Genomic DNA, 19,290 nt, shown 5'->3' on the forward strand with positions numbered 1-19,290 from the left:
GTAGTGGACCAGTCCACTACCTCGCGGGGACTCGGACTACCTCGGCGAGAGCTGGACCAGCGAGACGGGCGGCGAGCCTCGTCGTCTCGCGGGCGAGGAGGGTGACTTCGTCCCCCACGACGACGAACGACGCGCCCGCCTCCCGGCAGGCGTCGGCGACGACGGGGTCCGACGCGTCGACGCCGACGACGCCGCCCGCCGCGCGCACCGCGCGGACGGCCTGGAGCGCGGCCGCCACGACGTCCGGGTGGGCGTGGCCCGACCGGCCCAGGGCGGCGGCGAGGTCGGGGGTGTCGAGGAGGACGCCGGCGACGCCCTCGAGGGCGACGAGGCCGGCGGCGGCCGCCAGGGTCTCCGGGGTGCCGACCTGGACGAGCACCGTGCCCTGGCCGCGGGTCGCGCGCCGTACCGCTCCCGCGACCTCCCCGGCGTCGTCGACGGAGGCGACGGGCACGACCACGTCCCGGACGCCGGCGTGCAGCAGCGCGTGCAGCGTCGCGTCGTCGGGCGCCCGGACGAGCGTCGTCACCGGGTAGCCGCGCGTCGCGCGGACCTGGGCGAGCGCGGTCTCGACGGTCGGCCCGGTGCCGCGCGGGTCGTGCTCCGGGTCGACGAGCAGCAGGTCGAGGCCGGAGTCCGCGCACGTCTCCGCGAGCAGCGGGCTGCCGCCCGCCAGCCACAGGCCCGCGAGGGCCCGGTCGGCCCCGTCGCCGCGCATCAGTGCAGGCCCAGGAAGGCCTCGAGCGTGGGCGGGGTGGCGTGCAGCAGCGGCTCGTGGACGGGCTCGCCCGGGAACTCGCTGGCCTCGAAGAACCAGCGCTCGGACGCCGGCATGCCCCACTGCTGCGCGCGGCGCGGGTCGCTCACGTCCCACCGGATCGCCTCGCTCTCCAGGTCGATGAGCTGGTAGTGCGTGGTGAACAGCTCGATGCGGTGCTGGTCGGGGTCGCGCACGTAGAGGAACAGGGCGTTGCTGATCCCGTGCCGCCCGGGCCCGCGGTCGATCTCGTGGCCCAGGCCGAGCGACCCGGTGACGTCGGCGGCGTGGATGAGCGACGTCGCGTCCGGCACCGTGTAGGCGAAGTGGTGCAGGCGCGGCCCCCGGCCGTTGGTGAACACGAGGTCGTGCGTGTTGCCCTTCACCTCCATCCAGGTGCCCCACAGCTCGTCGGTGCCGTCCTCGCGGTACTGGCCCGTGTACTCCGACGTCCGCATCCCGAGCCCGGTCCAGAACTCGGTGGCGGTGCGCACGTCGTGGGTGACGGCCTGGAAGTGGTCGATGCGCTGTGGCGCGCCGGCGCGGAAGTCGTGGAAGTCCGCCATCTTGCGCGGCACCAGGTCCATCGACGACGTGAGCTCGACGCGGGTGCCGACGGCGTCGCGGAAGCGCAGCGTGGGCCCCTGGTGCGGGCGCTCGACGCGCTCGTGCTCGACGCCGGTCGCGGCGAGGTGCCGCTCGGCGGCGGTGACGTCGGCGTCGGTGCGCACGCGCAGGCCCAGGCAGACGGCCTTCGCCTCGGTGGCCTGCTCGAGCACGAGGCTGTGGTGGGCGTCCTCCTCGAGCCCGCGGAGGTAGACGGCGTCGTCGGTCTCCGCGGTGACGACGAGGCCGATGACGTCGCGGTAGAAGTCGCGGCTCGCGGCGAGGTCGGTGACGGCCAGCACGACGTGGCTGGCGCGCGTCAGCGTGAACGGGGGGGCGGGGGCTGTGGTCGGGAGCATGCCTCCGAGTCTGGTGACGCGGACCCGTCCGCGGAACTACCGATGTCCTCTCGCCGCCATATCTCAGGAGTATGGCGAGGCGTCCGACTACCATCGCGGACTATGGAGCTGCGTCATCTGCGGTACTTCACCGCCGTCGTGGAGGCCGGGTCGATCACGGCCGCCGCCGCGCGGCTGCACCTGTCGCAGCCGCCGCTGAGCGTCGCGATCTCGAAGCTCGAGGCGGACGTCGGCGTCCCGCTGCTGGTCCGTACCCCGCGCGGCGTGGAGCCGACGAGCGCCGGCCGCTACCTGCTCGACGCGGCGTCGCGGGTGCTGGGGGAGGTCGACGACATCGTCGCGGCGCTGGGCCGGTTCGGCGCGGGCACCGCGGGCTCGCTGACCGTGGCCGCCGTTCCGGTGCTCATGTGGCACCGGCTGCCGGCCCTGGTGCGGGCGCACGCCGCGGCGGCCCCCGACGTCGAGGTACGCCTCGTCGACCCGCCGCCGTGGACGGCGATCGACATGCTGCAGCAGCGCGCGGTCGACGTGGCGGCCGTGATGGTCGCCGACCCGCGCCGGTTCGTCGCCCGCCACCGTGAGGTGCTCGACGTCGTCGACTGGGGCGAGGTGCCGCTCGTGGCGGCGCTGCCGCCGGACGCTCCCGACGCCGGCGCCGAGGGCGAGCCGCTCCCGCTGCGCGCGTTCGACGGCGAGCTCCTGCTGCTGCCGCGTCGCACCGCCGCCGTCCCCAGCCTTCCGGAGGCGGTGGAGGCGGCGCTGCGCCGGTGGGGGGTCGCGCCGTCGTCGATCCGCACGGTGGAGACGATCCAGGCGGGGATCCCGCTCGTCGAGGCGGGCGTGGCCCGGGCGATCCTGCCGGACCCCGACCGGGCGAGCCTGGCGCGGTTCGACCTCACCGTGCGCCGGATCGAGCCCGAGCCGGCGGGCCTGCGTGCGCTGGTGCTCACGCGGCCCGGGGCTGCGGCACGTGACCCGAAGGTGGCACGGTTGCTGGAGACCGTCCGCGCGACCCTGCCGGATCCTGTGTGATCTCCGATATGATTCCCGGGACGACTGACGACGGGGCGGTCCGCCCGCGCGACGACGCGACGGGGCACCGCCGACCCACCGAGGAGGCACCTGTGGCCGTGGCCGTGAGCAAGGCCGAGCAGTGCTACGAGATCCTGCGCAAGGGGATCATGGAAGGCACGTTCGCGCCCGGGCACCGGCTGGTGATCGACCAGCTCGTGCGGGACTACGGCATCAGCTCCGTGCCCTGGCGCGAGGCGGTGCGGCGGCTGGAGGCCGAGGGCTGGGTCGACATCGTGCGCAACGCGGGCGCGGTCGTCAAGACGTTCGACACCGGGTCCTGGGAGCGCACCATGCAGCTGCTCGCCCGGCTCGAGGGCTACGCGACCGCCCTGTCCGCGCCGAACCTCTCGCCCGAGGACCTGGAGCGCGCCCGCACCCTCAACAAGGAGATGGCCGCCGCCCTGGCGAACTTCGAACCCGCCCGGTTCGGTGCGCTCAACCGCGAGTTCCACCAGCTGCTGTGCTCCCGCTGCGACGACGAGCGCCTGGCCGGCCTGGTCGAGGACGAGTGGACACGGCTCGAGCTCATCCGCCGCTCGGCGTTCTGGTACGCGCCGGGGCGTGCGCACGCGTCGCTCGCCGAGCACGACGGGCTCGTCGACCTCATCGAGGGCGGTGCCGACCCCGACATGATCGAGACCGCCGCCCGCCGGCACGAGCTCAACACCGTGACGGCCATCGCCGAGCACGAGGCGCAGCTGGCGCAGGAGTCGGCGCCGCAGGCGCGGTAGGCGCCGCCCGACGGACGACCGCGCCGAGAGGCCCTGTCGAAAAGCCTCGTCGTCCACCCTGTCCCGGTGCCACGATCCTTCGTGTGGACAGGCCCGATCTCGAGCGTGCGACCGATGCCGCGACCGCCGTCGTCCGGTCCGTGGGCCTGCCGGTCGACGTCGCCACCGTGCTCCACGACTCCAACAAGCTCGCACTGCGCCTCGAACCGTGCGGGGTGCTGGCGCGGGTCGCCCCCGTGGGGCACGAGGTCGCACGGATGGAGGTCGGGCTGGCCGGACAGCTCGCCCGCGCCGGGTCGCCGGTGGGTGCCCTGGAGCCCCGTGTCGCCCCGCGGGTGCACGTGCGCGACGGCTTCGCGGTGACCCTGTGGGTCTACTACGAGCCGGTGGCCCCGGTCGTCCCGCCGGACGACTACGCCCGGGCGCTGGAACGCCTGCACGCCGGGATGCGCGGCGTGGAGGGCCGCTTCCCGCGGTTCACCGAGCGGATCGCCGAGGCGGAACGGATCGTCGCCGACCCGGCGCTCTCTCCGGCGCTGCCCGACGTCGAGCGCCGGTTCCTCGGCGATCGGCTGCGACGGCTCCACGAGGCGGTCGACGGGGCCGGGCGCGAGCAGGTGCTCCACGGCGAGCCCCACCCGGGCAACGTGCTGAGCACGCAGGACGGGCCGCTCTTCATCGACCTCGAGACGTGCTGCCGCGGGCCCGTCGAGTTCGACCTCGCGCACGTCCCCGACGAGGTCTCCGGGCACTACAGGGGCGTCGACCGCGGGCTGCTCGACCGCTGCCGCGAGCTCGTCCTGGCGATGGTCGCGGCGTGGCGCTGGGACCGGGAGGACCAGTTCCCGGACGGGCCGCGGTTCGGGGAGGAGCTGCTGCGCGCGCTGCGTGCGGGGCCACCCTGGCCCACCCTCGACGCCGTGGTCCGGCGGGTGGCCGGGCCGTAGCGCCCGATCAGCGCAGGTCCGCCGTCACGTACGCACGGCCGTAGTCGTTGCCGTGCGGCACGCGCAGGGTGGTGTGCACGTGGAAGCGCGCGGGGAGCTGGTTGCTCAGCCACACGCCGGCGTGGTGGTCCAGCTCGGTGAGCACGACGGGGCTGTGCACGCGCAGGTAGAACGGCTGCGTCCCGTCCGTGGCGCCGTACCAGGACACGAAGGTCTCGGCGCGGTGCGCGTCGACGTCGGCCATCGTCAGTGCGCGCTGCGGGGCGGCGAGCAGCAGGAACGCGTCCTCCACGATCGCCCGCAGCGTGGCCCACTGGTCGTCGTCGAGGTCGGAGGCGCGCAGGCCCTCGTACGGCACGACCCGGTTGTCGCGGAAGGCGCCGGCGACGTGCCGCTCGTCGGCGGGGTGCAGCCGCCCCGGCGGCATCGCCGGGTCCAGCACGGACGCGTAGACCACGGCCCCGGCGCGCTGCCCGGGGGTCCACGACGACGCGAGCTCCAGCGCGAGCCGCTGCCGTGCCGCGAACAGCGAGGGGCGGGCGCCGTCGGACTCCGCGGGCTCGGCCCCGAGAAACACCGGCGCGACGACGTGCCGACCCGCCACGGACACGAAGCTCACGGCCACGTGGTGGCCGAAGAGCTGCCAGCCCCACGCGCCGTCGGGCGAGGGCTCGCCGAAGAGCGCCACCCAGTAGCTGCGCTCGTTCATGAGGTCGGGCAGGCCCACCAGGTCGCCGAGGAACGCGTTGAGGCCCATCGCCTCGCGGACGCGGGCGTAGCCCTCCGGGCTGAGCGACGCCTCGACCATCGCCAGGGCGGCGTCGACCGTCTCGGCGGGGAGCTCCTCCAGCCGGAGCCCCGTGCGGTGGATGACGAACTCCGGGTTGCTCCACGCCTGCCACTCGCGGGCGTCGACCGGGTACGCGACGGCGTCCCGCTGCGCGACGTCGAGCAGGCCCCGGAAGCGTCGCGCGGCCGCGGAGGGCGCGGGGTCGACGTCGACCACGGGCTCGAGGCGGTGCACGTCGCGGACCGTGCCGTCGGTGGTGACGCCGACGAACGGCTCGTCGTACAGCGCCCGCCACGACGCCAGCAGCTCCTGCACGAAGCCGGGCTCGCGCTTGCGGGCCGAGAACTCCTCGTAGCCGAGGCCGCGCCACTGCGCGAGCACCGGGTCGTCGAGGCGGTACAGGTGGTCGCGGTAGCTCTCCGTGCCGAACGTGGGCGCGTCGCCGCCCGTCGTGACGCGGGCGGTGGAGAAGAAGTCGTCGAGCTGCTCGGTCATGCCGCCTCCTGGGACAGGTCCTGGGCCGCCGCGGCCCGGCGCGCGGCGCGCTCGGCACGCCGCTCCTCCCGGCCGTCGGGGTGCGACGACGGGCTCGCCGCGAGCAGGGCCCGGGTGTACTCGTGCCGCGGGCGGTCGAGCACCTGCCGCGTCTCGCCCTGCTCCACGAGCTCCCCGCCGCGCAGCACGCCGACGCGGTGCGCGACGTGCCGCACGACGCCGAGGTCGTGCGTGATGAACAGGTAGCTGACGCCGCTCGCGGCCTGCAGGTCGGTGAGCAGCGTGAGGATCTGGGCCTGCGTGGACAGGTCGAGGGCGCTGACCGCCTCGTCGCACACCACGAGCCGCGGCCCCAGCACCAGCGCCCGCGCGATGGCGACGCGCTGCAGCTGCCCGCCGGACAGCTGGGACGGGTACCGGGACAGGTGGCCGGTCGTGAGGCCCACCTGCTCGAACGCCTCGGCGGCACGACGCCGCCGCTTGTCGCGGTCGCCGAGCCCGTGCCGGGCGAGCGTCTCGGTGAGGGCCCGGCCCACCCGGTGGCGCGGGTTCAGCGACGCCGCCGGGTCCTGGTAGACCGCCTGGACGTCGCGACGGTACGACAGCGGCGTGCGCCGTCCCAGCGCGGCGACGTCCCGGCCGTCGACGAGGACCTGGCCGCCGCTGACGTCCGCCAGGCGCAGGATGGCGCGGCCGGTCGTGCTCTTGCCCGAGCCGGACTCGCCGACCAGCCCGTACGTCTCGCCGGCCGCGATGGTGAAGCTGACGCCCTGCACGACCGTCAGGGTGCGGCGTCGCCACCCCGCCGCACCCGCGACGTCGTAGTCCACGCGCAGGTCTCGGACGTCGAGCAGGGGCTGGGAGTCGTTCACGCGATCACTTCCACGTCGTGGTGGGCCGTCGGGTGCGCGGCGAGCAGCGCCGCGGTGTACGGGTGCTGCGGCTGGTCGAAGAGCGCGACGACGCCGGCCACCTCGACCAGCTCGCCGCGGTACAGCACGGCCACGCGGTCGCAGGTCTCGGCCGCGACCCCCAGGTCGTGCGTGATGTTGACGATCGCCATGCCGAGTCGGTCGCGCAGGTCCAGCACGAGGTCGAGCACCTGGCTCTGCGTCGTGACGTCGAGGGCCGACGTCGCCTCGTCGAGGATGAGCAGGTCCGGCTCGCCGGCCAGCGCGATGGCGATCGCGACGCGCTGCGCCATGCCGCCCGAGAACTGGTACGGGTACTGGTCGAGCCGTCGCTGCACGTCGTTCACGCCGACGAGGTCGAGCAGCTCGGCCGCCCGGGCCCGCGCGTCGCGCCTCGACAGCGGGTGGTGCGCGCGCAGCACGTCGACGAGCTGACGACCCACCGTGTGCACGGGGGAGAGGTTGGCCTGCGGGTTCTGCAGCACGACGCCGAGCCCGGTGCCGCGCACGGCGCGCAGCTCGCGCTCCGAGCAGCCCGCCAGCTCGGTGCCGTTCAGCCGGACCGACCCCTCCGCCAGCCGCACGCCCGGCGGCAGCAGCCCGAGCACCGCCTTCGCGAGCATCGACTTGCCCGAGCCGGACTCGCCCAGCAGGCCGAGGATCTCGCCGCGGCGCACCCGCAGCGAGACGTCGTGCACCAGCGTGACGCTCGTGCCGTCCGGACGGTCCGCGACGATCGTCGCGCCGCGCACGTCGAGCACGGTGTCTGCGGCGGCCTCGAGGTCGTCGTCGGGCGTGGCGCCGGCCGGTGCGGCTGCGGGAGCGGGCCCGACGGGCGCGGCGTCCTGGGACCGCCCGGGCGCCCCTGCCGCACGGACCTCGGCGAGCGTGGGTGACGCGGGCGGGCGCAGGCGGCCGAGCAGCGCGGTGCGCCGGCGGCCGGTCGTCCGACGGCCCGACAGCGCGTCGTTGATGCCGTCGCCGAGCAGGTTGAACGCGAGCACGGTGAGCAGGATCGCGAGGCCGGGGGCCACGGCCATGAGCGGCCTGTCGGCCTGGTGCTCCGCGGCGGCGCCGAGCATGCCGCCCCACGACGGCTGGTCGTCGCCCAGCCCGAGGCCGAGGAACGACAGCGCCGCCTCGACCTTGATCGCGGAGCCGAGGAAGACGGCGGCCTGCACGGCGAGCGGGCCGGCGAGGTTGGGCAGCACCTGGCCGAACACGATCTGCCGCTCGCGCAGCCCGGACACGTGCGCCGACTCGACGTACAGCTTCTTGCGCTCGGTGAGCGTGATGGCGCGCGTCATGCGGGCGAAGTTCATGCAGAACACCAGCCCGATGGCGAGCACCAGCACCGCCATGCCGCGGCCCAGGACCGCGATGACGACGAAGCCGACCATGAGGCCGGGCAGGGCGTCGGCGATGTCGAGCCCGCGCGAGCCGATCCGGTCGTACCACCCGCCCTTGTACCCGAGCAGGAGGCCGACGGGCACGCCGATGAGCATCGCGACGAGCACCGAGCCGCCGGCCACGACCAGCGCGGTGCGGGCGCCGTAGATCAGCTGGCTCAGCAGGTCCTGCCCGAGGTCGGCGGTGCCGAGCGGGTGGTCCGCCGTCGGGCCGGAGAGGGGCGCGTCGAAGTCCGTGGCCGCCGGCGCGTAGGGCGCGAGCAGGGGCGCGGCGACCGCGACGAAGACGAGGACGGCGACCACGACGACGGCGAACAGCGTCGACGGCTGGCGCTGCAGCCGGTGCCACGCCTGGGCGACGCCGCGCGCCTGCGCGCCGGCGGGGGACCGGTCGGCGGGGTCGAGGATGACGGCGTTGCTCACTGGGGCCTCGCTTGCGGGTTGATGAGTCCGTAGCAGATGTCGATCACGAGGTTGACGACGATCACGAGCGTCGCGGTGACGAGCACGACGCCCTGCACGACGGGGAAGTCCTGCCCGATGACGCTGGTGAGCATGAGGCTGCCGAGCCCGGGGAGCGCGAACACCTTCTCGACGACGAAGCTGACGCCGATGAGGATGGCGAAGGTGACGCCCGTCGACGCCAGCACCGGTACGAGCGCGTTCTTCACGCCGTAGCGCGCGATCTGCGTGCGGCGGGGCACGCCCGCCGCGGTGAGCGTGTCGGCGTACGGCGCCGCCATCGAGGTGACCATCGCGGCCCGCGTCTGGCGGGCGATGATCGCGCCGCCCGTGACGCCCAGGGCGAGCGACGGCAGGACGAGGCCGCGGAGCCAGGCGAGCGGGTCGGCCGTCAGGGGCGTCCACGCGACGATCGGCACCCAGCCGAGCTGCACCGCGAAGAGAGTCGTGAGGAGCAGCCCGAGCCAGAACTCGGGGATCGCGAGCCCGAGCACGGTGCCGCCCGTGACCAGCCGGTCCGCGAGGGTGCCGGGGCGGGTGCCGGTGAACACCCCGGCCCCCACGCCCAGCACCAGCGCCACGACGATGCCGCCCGCCACCACCGACAGGGTGGCCGGGAGCCGCTGCGCGAGCAGGTCGGTCACCGGCATCCCCGCGCGGAACGACGTCCCGAGGTCCCCGGTGAGCATCGCGCCGAACCACTCGACGAACCGCTCGAGCGGCGGCCGGTCGAGGCCCAGCTGGGCCTCGACGTGGGCGATCGCCTCGGGCGTCGCGGACGTGCCGAGCATCGCGGCGGCGGGGCTGCCGGGCACGAGGTACGTCAGCGAGAACACCAGGATCGAGATGACCAGGAGCTGCGGGACGGCGAACAGCAGCCGGTAGGCGACGAGCTTGCCCATCTCAGCTCGCCGGGCGCAGCGCGCGGTAGTTCACGAGGTTGGTCTCCCACGGCTGCGTGGGCGCCTCGACGTCCGTCACGGTGGTCGTGTTCCAGGCGATCAGCTCCTCGCCGGCCACGTGGGCGCAGGTCAGGGCCTCGTCGGAGATGATCTTCGTGACCTCCGCCCACAGGGCGTCCGCCTCGTCGCCGGTGCCGGCCGCGATGGCGGCGTCGGCGGCGGCCTTGAGCTCGTCGCTCTCGACGCCGGACGGGTTGCCCGGCGCGTCGGCGGCGAACCACGCCCGGTACCAGTCGAACGGCGTCAGCTCGTCGTTGCCGCCGAGCCCGAGCGGGTACTTGCCGCTGTTCCACTCGGAGAAGTACTGGGGCGGCGGGGCGCTCTGCACGGTGACCTTCATGCCGATCTCGCCCATCTGCTCGGCGTAGACCTTCATCTGGTTCTCGTTGAACACGGTGGCGAGCATGTCGGCGTCGACGGGCGGGTTGCCGGCGGAGTCGTACAGCTCCTGCGCCTTCGCGGCGTCGTGCGTGTACCCGGCGATGTCCGGGTTGTAGCCCTGCTCGCCCTCCGCGAAGTGCTGCGTGCGGACCGTCCAGTCCGGCTCGAGCTTCGCCAGCACCTCGGTGTCGATGGCGGTGCACGCGGCCTGGCGCACGGCCACGTCCTCGAACATCCCGCCCGGGCCGCGGTCGAAGAAGATCGGGTTGTTCCGGATGGCGGGGTACGACAGGCGGTCGACGCCGGGCGTGCCGTCCAGGGTGGTGAACTGGTTGGTCTCCGTGTCGGTGATGTCGATCTCGCCGTTGCCCAGCGCCGCGGAGGCCGCGTTGTCCTCCGGGATCGCGACGAGCTGCACGGTCTCGAAGCCCACCGGGTCGCCCCAGTAGTCCTCGGCGGGGCCGAAGACGAGGCGCGTGCCGGGCACGGAGGCGGCCTCGTCGTAGGCCCAGGGGCCGGTCCCGACGGGGACCTGGGCGATGGTGCCGGCCTCGATCGCCTTGGGGCTCGCCATCGGCGCCGCCCGGGTGGTCAGCGTGGTGAGGAGCGACGGCGTCGGCTCGCTGAGGTTGAGCCGTACCGTCTGCGCGTCGACGACGTCGATCGACGAGATCACCTGGAACGGCCCGGCGTACGGCCCGGGGGTGCCCTTCACGGTCTCGAGGTTGACCTTGACGGCCTCGGCGTCGAACGGCGTGCCGTCGTGGAACGTGACGTCGTCGCGCAGGGTGAGCGTGAGCGCGTCGTCGGTCTGCTCCCAGGTCGTGGCGAGGACGGGCTCGATCTCGCCGTCCGCGCCGAGCGCGACCAGGTTCTCGTAGGGGATGCGCAGGAACCCGGCCTCCATCTCGGCGCCGGGGGCCCAGCTCTCGGGGAAGCCGCCCCAGTTGACCCGCAGGACGGAGCCGGGCACGGGGCCCGAGCCGGCGCTCGCGGCGGGAGAGGCGCCGGGGTCCTCGGCGGCGCCGCCGCCGGAGGTGCAGGCGGTGAGGCCCAGCGCGAGGATCGCCGCGGTGGCCAGGCCCCGCACGAGGAAGGCGGGCCTCGGGTGCGACGTCGGTGCGGACTTCGGCAGGGGCCTTGGCGTGAACATCGACATGGTGGGGGCGCCTCCTTGCGCCGGCATGCACGGGTTCGAGGGGAGGCCGAGGCGGGGGCACCGGCGCTGGCGCCGGGCCCCCTCTCGGCGGCTGTCGGGTCGGGTCTTCGGGTCAGAGGGGGAGGTTGAACAGGCGGGCGGCGTTGCCCGAGAGCACGAGCTCGCGCTCGGCGTCGGTGATCTCCAGCTCGTTCTTGACGAACTCGACGCCCTGGCTCATCCAGCCGTAGAACACGGGGAACGAGGACCCGAACAGGTAGTGGTCGGCGCCGCCGATCGCGATCGCCGCCTCCACCTGCTGCTTGCCCCACGAGTGGGGGTGGGTCATGTCGAAGAAGAGGTTGTTGTCGAGGTAGCTCTGGATCTTGTCGCCACCCGTCGGGTCGAGGCGGGTGAGCGACTCCGCCTTGTTCGACGCGTGCGGCATGAGCAGCGCCTGGTTCGCGAACCAGTTGCCGCCGAACATGGTGTGGATGAAGCGCAGCCCGGGCATGCGGTCGAACATGCCGCTGAACAGCTCGCGCCCGACGGCGGTGGCCTGGTCGACGATGCGGCCGTACTCGCGGCGCAGGTTGGTGTAGTCGACCACCGACCGCCACTCGACCGGCAAGGGGGTGTGGTGGGCGATGACGGGGATGTCGAGCTTCTCGATCTCGCGCAGGTAGGGCTCGAAGACCGGGTCGTCCAGGTAGAGCTGCCCGTAGTGGCAGGCGAGCTGGACGCCGACGGCGCCGAGGTCGATGCAGCGCTTGAGCTCGTCGATGTTCTCCTTGCCGCCCCACGGCGGCACGCAGGCGGTGAAGAACAGCCGCCCGTTCGACCGCTTGACGATGTCGGCCGCGTTGTCGTTGACGGCCTTGCAGGTCTCGAGGTCGAGCCACTCCTGCCAGACGGGCACGCGCATGACGCCGTAGTCCACGCCGGCGTCGTCCATCGCGGCGAGCTTCGCCTCGGCGGAGTAGTCGCCCTCGACGTAGTTGAGGTTCTGGTGGCCGGCGGGCTTCTCCAGGATGAGGTGCTTCTTGCCGCTGGCCATCGTCTCGACGCGGGCGATCTCCCCGAAGCCGCGCGGGGCGCTGTTCAGGAAGCCGTTCAGGATCTTCTCGTTGGTGAACAGGTCCTCGGGCAGGTGGTGGATGTTGATGTCGACGACGGTCATGTCGCTGGCTGCTCCCGTCTAGCGGTCGTTCCCTGAAGCACATCGGCGTGCGACCCGCACCGGCGCGGTGGGCTCTTGCGTTCAGGAGGTTCGCACGGCGCTCGCAGCATCGCGGCCGTCGTGCCTGTGGTACTCATGAGCGACCCGACGGACCGTCAGATCGTGTGAGAAATCATATGCAGATCCGTCGAGGCGGATCAACCCCCTGAGGCGCGGAGTCGCCGGGTGAAGGTCGTGAGACGCCTGCGTTCCTGCCGTTGAGGGGTGCGAACTTCCCTGCCGTGACCCACATTCCTGAGCTTCGGCCGTCGTTCCACACTTGAAATCGTGTAGGAAGTGTTCCTACGATCGGCGCACGCTTCACCGTCGAGCGAGGACCCGCACCGCTGCGGGCCGTCCGCCTCCTCGACCCCTCCCGGACGACGAGGCCCCAGGAAGGCACCCGATGAACGACCTGATCGCACGCGACGTCGAGTACTCCCACGACGGCACCCGCATGATCGGCGCGCTGCGCGCGCCCGCCGGCGGGGAGGCGGCGCCCGGCGTGCTGCTCCTGCACGACGCCTTCGGCCTGAGCGACGACATGCTCGCGGTCGCCGAGCGGCTGGCCGGGCTCGGGTACGCCGTCCTCGCCGCCGACGTCTGGGGGGAGCGGGCCCGCCCGCGCACGCAGGACGAGATCGGGCCGCTCATCGGCGCCATGGTCGCGGACCGGGCGCGCTGGGCGGCGCGGGTCGCGGCGGCCCACGAGGCCGCGGCCGAGCAGCCCGAGATCGACGACGACGCGATCGTCGCACTCGGGTACTGCTTCGGCGGCTCCTCGGCGCTCGAGCACCTGCGCACCGGCGGCGCGGTGCGCGGCGTGGTGAGCGTGCACGGAGGCCTGGACCTGCTCGACCCCGACGCCGGCTGGGGCGCGTGCGATCCCACGGCCCGGGTGCTGCTGTGCACCGGCGACCAGGACCCCATGGCCACCGCCGCGCAGCGCGACGCCCTGCAGCGGGCCATGACCGGCGCGGGCCTCGACTGGGAGACCGACCTCTACAGCGGCACCCGGCACGCCTTCACCAGCCCGCACGCCCGCTTCTCCCCGACGCCCGAGGCGGTCGCGTACCACCCGCGCAACGCGGAGCGCGCCTGGGTCGCCACGACCCGCTTCCTGCGCGAGCTCGCCCACGACCTGAGCCCCGCCGTCGTCGGCTGACGCCGCGGCCCCGAACCACCCCACCAGAGACGAGGACGTCCATGCCAGATCCCCAGCTCGACATCGCCATCGTGGGCGCCGGCCCCGCCGGCCTGGCCGCCGCGCTGCGGCTGCACCAGCGCGGGTTCCGCCCGCGCATCTACGAGACCGTGGCGGAGCTCCGTCCGCTCGGCGTCGGCATCGACGTCAAGGTGTACGGCACCAAGGAGCTCGAGGAGCTCGGGCTGCTCGAGGAGTTCCGGGCCATCTCCGTCGACGCGCGCGACTCGATCTTCTACAACAACCACGGCCAGGAGATCTACGCCGAGCGCTGCGGCGTGCACATGGGCTACCTGCACGAGCAGCGGTTCGTGCACCGCGGCCGCCTCCAGATGCTGCTGTACCGCACGGTGCTGGAGCGGCTCGGCCCGGACTCCGTGGTGCAGGGCGTGCGCACCCTCGGCTACGCGCAGGACGGCGACGGCGTCACGCTCGACGTCGAGCGCGCCGACGGCTCGCGCGGCGAGGTCCCCGCCGACGTCGTGGTGGCCGCCGACGGCATCAACTCGGTGGTGCGGCGGCAGATGCACCCCGAGAGCGCCGAGCCGCACTACTCCGGCATCACCATGTACCGCGGCACCACGCTCATGGAGCCGTACCGCGACGGGCACACGATCCTGCACATCGGCGCCCCGCAGATCGCGACGATGATCGTGTACCCGATCGCCGACGACTTCGAGGGCACGGGCAGGACCCTGGTCAACTGGGTGGTGGAGCGCGAGCGCGACGAGACGGTCGAGGACTGGAACGCCGTCGGCGACGTCGCCGAGATCGTGCCGCTGTTCGACACGGTGAAGCTGCCGTTCCTCGACGTGCAGCAGATGCTGCGCGACGCCCGCGAGGTGTACCTGTTCCCGCTGATCCGGCACGACCCGCTGGAGAGCTGGACCGACGGGCGCGTGGTGCTGGTCGGCGACGCCGCCCACGCCATGTACCCGCGCGGCGGCAACGGCGCCTGCCAGGCGATCGTCGATGGCGCCGTGCTCGCCGAGAAGCTCGCCACGATCGACGACCCGGTCGCCGCGCTCAAGGCGTTCGAGGCCGAGCGGCTCGCCAAGGTCAACGGCATGGTCATGGCGCACCGTGGCGAGGGGTACGAGGTGATCCGCCGGATCGTCGCCGACCGCACGCGGTGCGAGCCGTTCGAGGACATCGAGGCGGTGCTGCCGCTGGCCGAGGCCGACGAGATCTTCTCGAAGTACCACGCGATGGTCGGCCAGCCGCGCCCCGGCTTCGAGGCCGGCGAGACCACCGGCTTCCGCACCGACCACGCGCTGACCGCCGCCCGGCCGGCCTGAGGAGGACCGCCATGCCCCACGACGACCACCCTGCGCCCAGCGCCGCGACAAGCCCTGCGCCCAGCGGGGTGACCGTGGCCGACGCCGCGAGCCGCGCCGAGATCCTCGCCCTGGAGGAGCGCCGTCGGGACGCCCTGGTCGCCGGGGACGTCGACGCCCTGGACGCGATGTTCGACGACGCCCTCGTGCACGTGCACGCCCCCGGGCTGGTGCACACAAAGGCGCAGCTCCTGGAGCACGTCGCCACGCGGCGCGCGTACGTCGACGTCGTGCGCGACGACCTCCTGGTGCGCCTCGTCGGGGACGTCGGCGTCGTCACCGGGCGCATCGTCAACCACATGCGGGGGCCGGACGGCGCGCCCCGGGTGCTCGCCGGCGTCGTCACCCAGGTCGTCGTGCGCGGCGACGACGGCGCCTGGCGGTTCGTCAGCTTCCAGATGACACCCGACGGCGAGCAGGTGTGGGGCGCGCTGCCCTCGCAGCAGCAGGCGCCCGCCGAGGACACGAAGGACGGGAACGACAGATGAAGATCGCACGGTTCCGGCTCGGGGAAGGCCCCGTCCGGCTGGGGCGGGTGGACGGCGACGCCGCCGACCCCGGCTCGCTCACGGTCACCGACGTCTCCGCCGTCGCGGGCACGTCGCTGCGCGCGATCCTGCCGGACCTCGGCGCGCGCCGCGACGCGCTCGCCGGGGCGGCGGGGGAGCGGCACGCGCTGTCCGACGTCGTGCTCGAGGCGCCGGTGGACGACCCGCAGAAGTACCTCGGCATCGGCATGAACTACGCCGCGCACGCCGAGGAGGCGCGGCAGGCGGGCATCCCGGTGCCCACCAGCCAGCTGTGGTTCAACAAGCAGGTCTCGTGCATCGTCGGGCCGCACGCCGGCATCGTGAAGCCGGACGTCTCCGACGAGCTGGACTACGAGATCGAGCTCGCCGTCGTGATCGGGAAGCGGTGCAGGCACGTCCCGGTGGACGACGCGCGGTCGGTGATCGCCGGCTACACGGTGGCGAACGACGTCTCCGTGCGGGACTGGCTGCAGAAGCGGTCGCCCACGTTCACGCTGGGCAAGTCGTTCGACACGCACGGCCCGCTCGGCCCGTGGCTCACCACGGACGACGAGGTGGCCGACCCGCTCGACCTGGGGATGCGGCTCACCGTGAACGGCGAGGTCCGCCAGGACTGGCGCACCGACGACATGATCCACGACCTCTACGAGCAGATCGCCTACCTCACGCAGGTGATGACGCTCGAGCCGGGCGACGTGCTGGCCACCGGCACGCCGTCGGGGATCGGCGCGCCCACCGGCCGCTTCCTCAAGGTCGGCGACGTCGTGCGCGCCGAGATCGAGGGCCTGGGCGCCCTCGAGAACACCGTCGTCGCCGAGCCGGAGCGGGAGGCCTGACGGTGGGCCGCCGCACGACCGTGGACGTGCCCGGGTTCGCGCACGCGAACCCGGTGCCGGTGGCGAGCCGGATCGGTCCGTTCCTCGCCACCGGCGCGCTCACGGGCCGCGACCCGGGCACGCGGGAGATGCCGGAGGACCTCGACGCGCAGTGCGCCAACGCCTTCCGGCACGTGCGTGCCGTGCTCGCGGCGGCGGGCGGCGGCCCGGGCGACGTCCTCAAGCTGACGGTGCACCTCGCCGACCCCGCCGACCGGGAAGCCCTCAACCGCGAGTGGACGGCGCTGTTTCCCGACCCGGCGGACCGGCCGGCGCGTCAGGTCGTCGCCGCGACGCTCGGCGGCGGCGCGCTGGTGCACGTCGACCTGCTCGCCGTCCTCCCCGGATGACTCAGACGCCGTCGAGCGTCAGGCGCACGACGACCTCGTCGCCGTCGTCCACGCCCTCGGGCCGGCGCACGGCGTCCTTGAGCGGGACGAGGTAGCCGCCGTCCTTCGGGAACAGGGACGTGGTGAACGTCGTCGCGCCCAGGCGGCCCGTCACGGGGATCACGCCCCAGCCGTAGGTGACCAGGGGCGCGACCGCCGCGATCTGCTCCGCCTCGGCGTCGGGCACCGCGACGTAGTAGTACGGCGCCGGGCCGCGCCACTGGAACACCTCACCGCGCACCTCGAGCTCCATGCGCCCAGGGTGCCGCGACCTCCTGACACGGACCAGCTCACGCGAGGTCGAGGACGGCGTACCCGTGCCCGTCGAGGTGCACGACGTCGCCCTCGACGCGGTGCCCCCGGACCTCGATCTCGCGCGCACGGGCCGCCCCGGGCACTGCGACCGACACGGCGGCGCGGCCCGGGTTGAGCACGACGGCGAGCGTGCCGCCGCGCACGTACGCGAACGGGTAGCCGGTGGCCAGCACGTCGACGTCGGCGGCGGCGTCGAGCCGCGGGTCCGCCGTGCGCAGGTGCGCGAGGCGGCGCACCAGGTGCAGCACCGAGCCCTCGTCGTCGAGCTGGGCGGCCACGGTCGGGCGGTCGGGGTCCGGGTCCTGGGGCAGGTAGCGCGACTCCGCGACGTCGGGGCCGAGCCGCCCGGCCGGCACGTCGCCCCACTGCATCGGGGTGCGCGAGCCCGCCCGGTCGTAGGTCGGGTTGAGGCGCGAGCCCTCGAGCGTGGGGGTGTCGGGGACGAAGCGCATGCCGATCTCGTCGCCGTAGTAGACCGACGGCATCGACGGCCAGGTGAGGGTGAGGACGAGGGCCGCACGAGCCTGCTCGGCGTCGCGCGCCCCGGCCACCAGCCGCGTGAAGTCGTGGTTCGACGTCGGCAGGCCGGTGAGCCCGCCACGCCCGGCGGCCGCGATGGCCCCGGTGGCCTCCTCCCAGGCCCGGACGAACGTGCCCGCGTCGCCCCGTGCCTCGGCGTCGGCCCAGCTCGGCACCTCGCCCCACGACGGCTGCACCGTGCCGGCGCCGTTGTTCCACAGCGAGCGCAGCGGCAGGCCGTCGTCGTCGCCCCCGAACTGCAGGAAGAAGTCGGCGTGGAAGCCCGACGGCACGGAGACGCGCGGGTCGCCCCACTCGCTGATCAGCACGCGGCCCGGGTAGGTCGCGTCGAGCCAGTCGCGGTTCTCGCGCCACAGGCGGCCGGTCTCGACGAGTCCCGGGTCGTCCTTGACGAGCGACGCCGCCATGTCGACGCGGAACCCGGCGACGCCGAGGTCGAACCAGTGCGCCATGATCTCGCGCAGGGCGCCGCGGTTGGCCTGCGGGCCGGCGGCGTCGACCGGGCTGCGCCACGGCTCGTCGGGGTCCTGGCGCGCGTAGCCGAAGTTGAGCGCCGGCTGCACGGGGAAGAAGTTGGGCAGGTAGAACCCGCCGCGGCGGCCCGGGCCGGGCTCGAAGCCGTCGACGGGGGCGTCGCTCCACACGTACCGGTCGTCGCCGGGGTCGTCCGCCGACGCCGTGAACCACGGGTGCTGGTCGGACGTGTGCCCGGCGACGAGGTCGAGCAGCACGGAGATGCCCCGCCGGCCGGCCTCCTCGGTGAGCTCCGCCAGGTCGTCGTTGGTGCCGTAGCGGGGCGCGATCGTGAGGAAGTCGGCGACGTCGTAGCCGGCGTCGGCGAACGGGGACACGAAGCACGGGTCGAGCCACACGGCGCCCACGCCGAGCCACCGCAGGTAGTCGAGCCGGGCGGTGATCCCGGGGAGGTCGCCGATCCCGTCGCCGTTCCCGTCGGCGAAGCTCTGCGGGTAGAGCTGGTACAGCACGGTCCGCCCGAGGCGCGGGGCGAGGTCGGTGGCGGCGTGCGGGGACGTGGGCGTAGGGGTCGGCACGGAGGCTCCTTGCAGGTCGGGAACGAGGACGGGGGGTCAGACGACGCCGGTGGTGCCGAGCAGCGAGCCGAGGGCGAAGGTGACGCCGAGCGCGAGCGCGCCGCCGACCACCACGCGCACCACGGACCGGGAGCGGGACGACCCGCCGATCCACGCGGCGATCGAGCCGGCGGCGCCGAGGGCGGCGAGGACGACGACGAACGTGCCGGCGACCTTCCACGGCTCGGGGATGAGCAGCACGGCCAGCATCGGCAGCACGCCGCCGCACAGGAACGCGAGCAGCGACGCCCAGGCGGCGTGCCAGGGGCTGACGACGTCGTCGGGGTCGATGTTGAGCTCGGCGGACAGGTGGGCGCCGAGGGCGTCGTGGTGGGTGAGCTCGGTGGCGACCTGGCGGGCCGTGCCCTCGCTGAGGCCCTGCTGGCGGTAGAGGCCGACGAGCTCGTCGAACTCCTCGTCCGGCATGGTCGCGAGCTCGTGCTGCTCCTTGGCGATGAGCGCCTTCTCGCTGTCCGACTGGCTGGACACCGACACGTACTCGCCGAGCGCCATCGAGATCGCGCCGCCCACGAGGGCCGCGAGCCCGGCCGTGAGCACGGGCGCCCGCTCCGGCGTCGCGCCGGCGACGCCCACGACGACGGCCGCCACGGAGACGATGCCGTCGTTGGCGCCCAGCACGCCCGCCCGCAACCAGTTCAGCCGCTGGGCGAGGCCGCCGGCGTGCGGTTCGTCGGGGTGGCCGGTCGGGTCGGTCTCGATGCGCTCGGACATGTGCCCAGCACAGCATCGGTCGGGGGGTGCCGCCAG

Annotated in this window: 19 protein-coding genes; 8 read left to right on the forward strand and 11 right to left on the reverse strand. The window is 73.9% G+C overall.

Translation table 11 applies throughout. From position 1 onward, the window contains the following. Positions 1-16 precede the first annotated feature (16 nt). Together ACFVS0_RS18895 and hpaD are read right to left on the reverse strand one after the other, a co-directional pair. Positions 17-718, reverse strand: coding sequence for an aldolase/citrate lyase family protein (locus tag ACFVS0_RS18895; RefSeq protein ID WP_430588825.1), 702 nt, complete (start codon positions 716-718; stop codon positions 17-19). Further along, a complete protein-coding gene (gene hpaD / locus ACFVS0_RS18900) occupies positions 718-1,722 on the reverse strand; it encodes a 3,4-dihydroxyphenylacetate 2,3-dioxygenase (RefSeq protein ID WP_430588826.1) in 1,005 nt (334 codons plus the stop codon). Before hpaD ends, ACFVS0_RS18895 begins: the two co-directional genes overlap by 1 nt. 102 nt (positions 1,723-1,824) lie before the next feature. On the opposite strand from hpaD, the gene ACFVS0_RS18905 reads away from it, so the two are divergent. The 3 genes from ACFVS0_RS18905 to ACFVS0_RS18915 all read left to right on the forward strand — a co-directional run bounded on the left by ACFVS0_RS18905 (position 1,825) and on the right by ACFVS0_RS18915 (position 4,474). Next, positions 1,825-2,754, forward strand: coding sequence for a LysR family transcriptional regulator (locus tag ACFVS0_RS18905; RefSeq protein ID WP_430564776.1), 930 nt, complete (start codon positions 1,825-1,827; stop codon positions 2,752-2,754). A gap of 92 nt (positions 2,755-2,846) precedes the next feature. Further along, complete coding sequence (locus ACFVS0_RS18910; RefSeq protein ID WP_430549201.1) at positions 2,847-3,527, forward strand: GntR family transcriptional regulator; 681 nt, start codon at positions 2,847-2,849, stop codon at positions 3,525-3,527. Positions 3,528-3,610: 83 nt separating this feature from the next. Then, entirely contained in the window at positions 3,611-4,474 is an 864-nt protein-coding gene (locus ACFVS0_RS18915) for a phosphotransferase (RefSeq protein ID WP_430588827.1), read from the forward strand. A gap of 7 nt (positions 4,475-4,481) precedes the next feature. Here the strand turns inward: ACFVS0_RS18915 and ACFVS0_RS18920 are convergent, their stop codons facing one another. From ACFVS0_RS18920 to ACFVS0_RS18945, 6 genes are all read right to left on the reverse strand, one after another. Continuing rightward, a complete protein-coding gene (locus tag ACFVS0_RS18920) occupies positions 4,482-5,759 on the reverse strand; it encodes a DUF3500 domain-containing protein (protein ID WP_430588828.1) in 1,278 nt (425 codons plus the stop codon). After that, the gene (locus ACFVS0_RS18925) at positions 5,756-6,631 is read right to left on the reverse strand and encodes an ATP-binding cassette domain-containing protein (RefSeq protein ID WP_430588829.1); all 876 of its coding nucleotides are present in this window, start codon (positions 6,629-6,631) and stop codon (positions 5,756-5,758) included. Before ACFVS0_RS18925 ends, ACFVS0_RS18920 begins: the two co-directional genes overlap by 4 nt. After that, positions 6,628-8,502: a dipeptide/oligopeptide/nickel ABC transporter permease/ATP-binding protein gene (locus tag ACFVS0_RS18930; RefSeq protein ID WP_430588830.1), complete on the reverse strand. Its 1,875-nt coding sequence runs from the start codon at positions 8,500-8,502 to the stop codon at positions 6,628-6,630. Before ACFVS0_RS18930 ends, ACFVS0_RS18925 begins: the two co-directional genes overlap by 4 nt. Further along, a complete protein-coding gene (locus tag ACFVS0_RS18935) occupies positions 8,499-9,443 on the reverse strand; it encodes an ABC transporter permease (protein WP_430549196.1) in 945 nt (314 codons plus the stop codon). The genes ACFVS0_RS18930 and ACFVS0_RS18935 overlap by 4 nt, the downstream gene beginning before the upstream one ends. 1 nt (position 9,444) lies before the next feature. Beyond that, on the reverse strand, positions 9,445-11,043 hold the full coding sequence (locus ACFVS0_RS18940) for an ABC transporter substrate-binding protein (RefSeq protein ID WP_430588831.1): 1,599 nt from the start codon (positions 11,041-11,043) through the stop codon (positions 9,445-9,447). Between the two features lie 112 nt (positions 11,044-11,155). Continuing rightward, a complete protein-coding gene (locus tag ACFVS0_RS18945) occupies positions 11,156-12,202 on the reverse strand; it encodes an amidohydrolase family protein (RefSeq protein ID WP_430549194.1) in 1,047 nt (348 codons plus the stop codon). 445 nt (positions 12,203-12,647) lie between these two features. On the opposite strand from ACFVS0_RS18945, the gene ACFVS0_RS18950 reads away from it, so the two are divergent. The 5 genes from ACFVS0_RS18950 to ACFVS0_RS18970 are packed head-to-tail and all read left to right on the forward strand — an operon-like array spanning position 12,648 to position 16,537. Next, positions 12,648-13,406, forward strand: coding sequence for a dienelactone hydrolase family protein (locus ACFVS0_RS18950; RefSeq protein WP_430564783.1), 759 nt, complete (start codon positions 12,648-12,650; stop codon positions 13,404-13,406). 41 nt (positions 13,407-13,447) lie between these two features. Next, positions 13,448-14,743, forward strand: coding sequence for an FAD-dependent monooxygenase (locus tag ACFVS0_RS18955; protein ID WP_430564784.1), 1,296 nt, complete (start codon positions 13,448-13,450; stop codon positions 14,741-14,743). 11 nt (positions 14,744-14,754) lie between these two features. Next, on the forward strand, positions 14,755-15,270 hold the full coding sequence (locus ACFVS0_RS18960) for a nuclear transport factor 2 family protein (protein WP_430588832.1): 516 nt from the start codon (positions 14,755-14,757) through the stop codon (positions 15,268-15,270). After that, a complete protein-coding gene (locus ACFVS0_RS18965; protein ID WP_430588833.1) occupies positions 15,267-16,148 on the forward strand; it encodes a fumarylacetoacetate hydrolase family protein in 882 nt (293 codons plus the stop codon). Before ACFVS0_RS18960 ends, ACFVS0_RS18965 begins: the two co-directional genes overlap by 4 nt. A gap of 2 nt (positions 16,149-16,150) precedes the next feature. After that, positions 16,151-16,537, forward strand: a complete 387-nt coding sequence (locus ACFVS0_RS18970) for a RidA family protein (RefSeq protein ID WP_430588834.1) — start codon at positions 16,151-16,153, stop codon at positions 16,535-16,537. Between the two features lies 1 nt (position 16,538). On the opposite strand, the gene ACFVS0_RS18975 is transcribed toward ACFVS0_RS18970, so the two are convergent. The 3 genes from ACFVS0_RS18975 to ACFVS0_RS18985 are packed head-to-tail and all read right to left on the reverse strand — an operon-like array spanning position 16,539 to position 19,254. Beyond that, positions 16,539-16,829, reverse strand: coding sequence for a DUF1905 domain-containing protein (locus ACFVS0_RS18975; protein WP_430588835.1), 291 nt, complete (start codon positions 16,827-16,829; stop codon positions 16,539-16,541). A gap of 37 nt (positions 16,830-16,866) precedes the next feature. Further along, the gene (locus ACFVS0_RS18980; RefSeq protein WP_430564790.1) at positions 16,867-18,483 is read right to left on the reverse strand and encodes an alpha-amylase family glycosyl hydrolase; all 1,617 of its coding nucleotides are present in this window, start codon (positions 18,481-18,483) and stop codon (positions 16,867-16,869) included. 36 nt (positions 18,484-18,519) lie between these two features. Then, positions 18,520-19,254 (reverse strand): VIT family protein, encoded by a 735-nt coding sequence (locus ACFVS0_RS18985; RefSeq protein WP_430564791.1) that lies wholly within the window; start codon positions 19,252-19,254, stop codon positions 18,520-18,522. Between the last annotated feature and the right edge of the window lie 36 nt (positions 19,255-19,290).

This window comes from Isoptericola sp. NPDC058082 (genome assembly GCF_042885055.1).
Taxonomy (GTDB): domain Bacteria; phylum Actinomycetota; class Actinomycetes; order Actinomycetales; family Cellulomonadaceae; genus Isoptericola.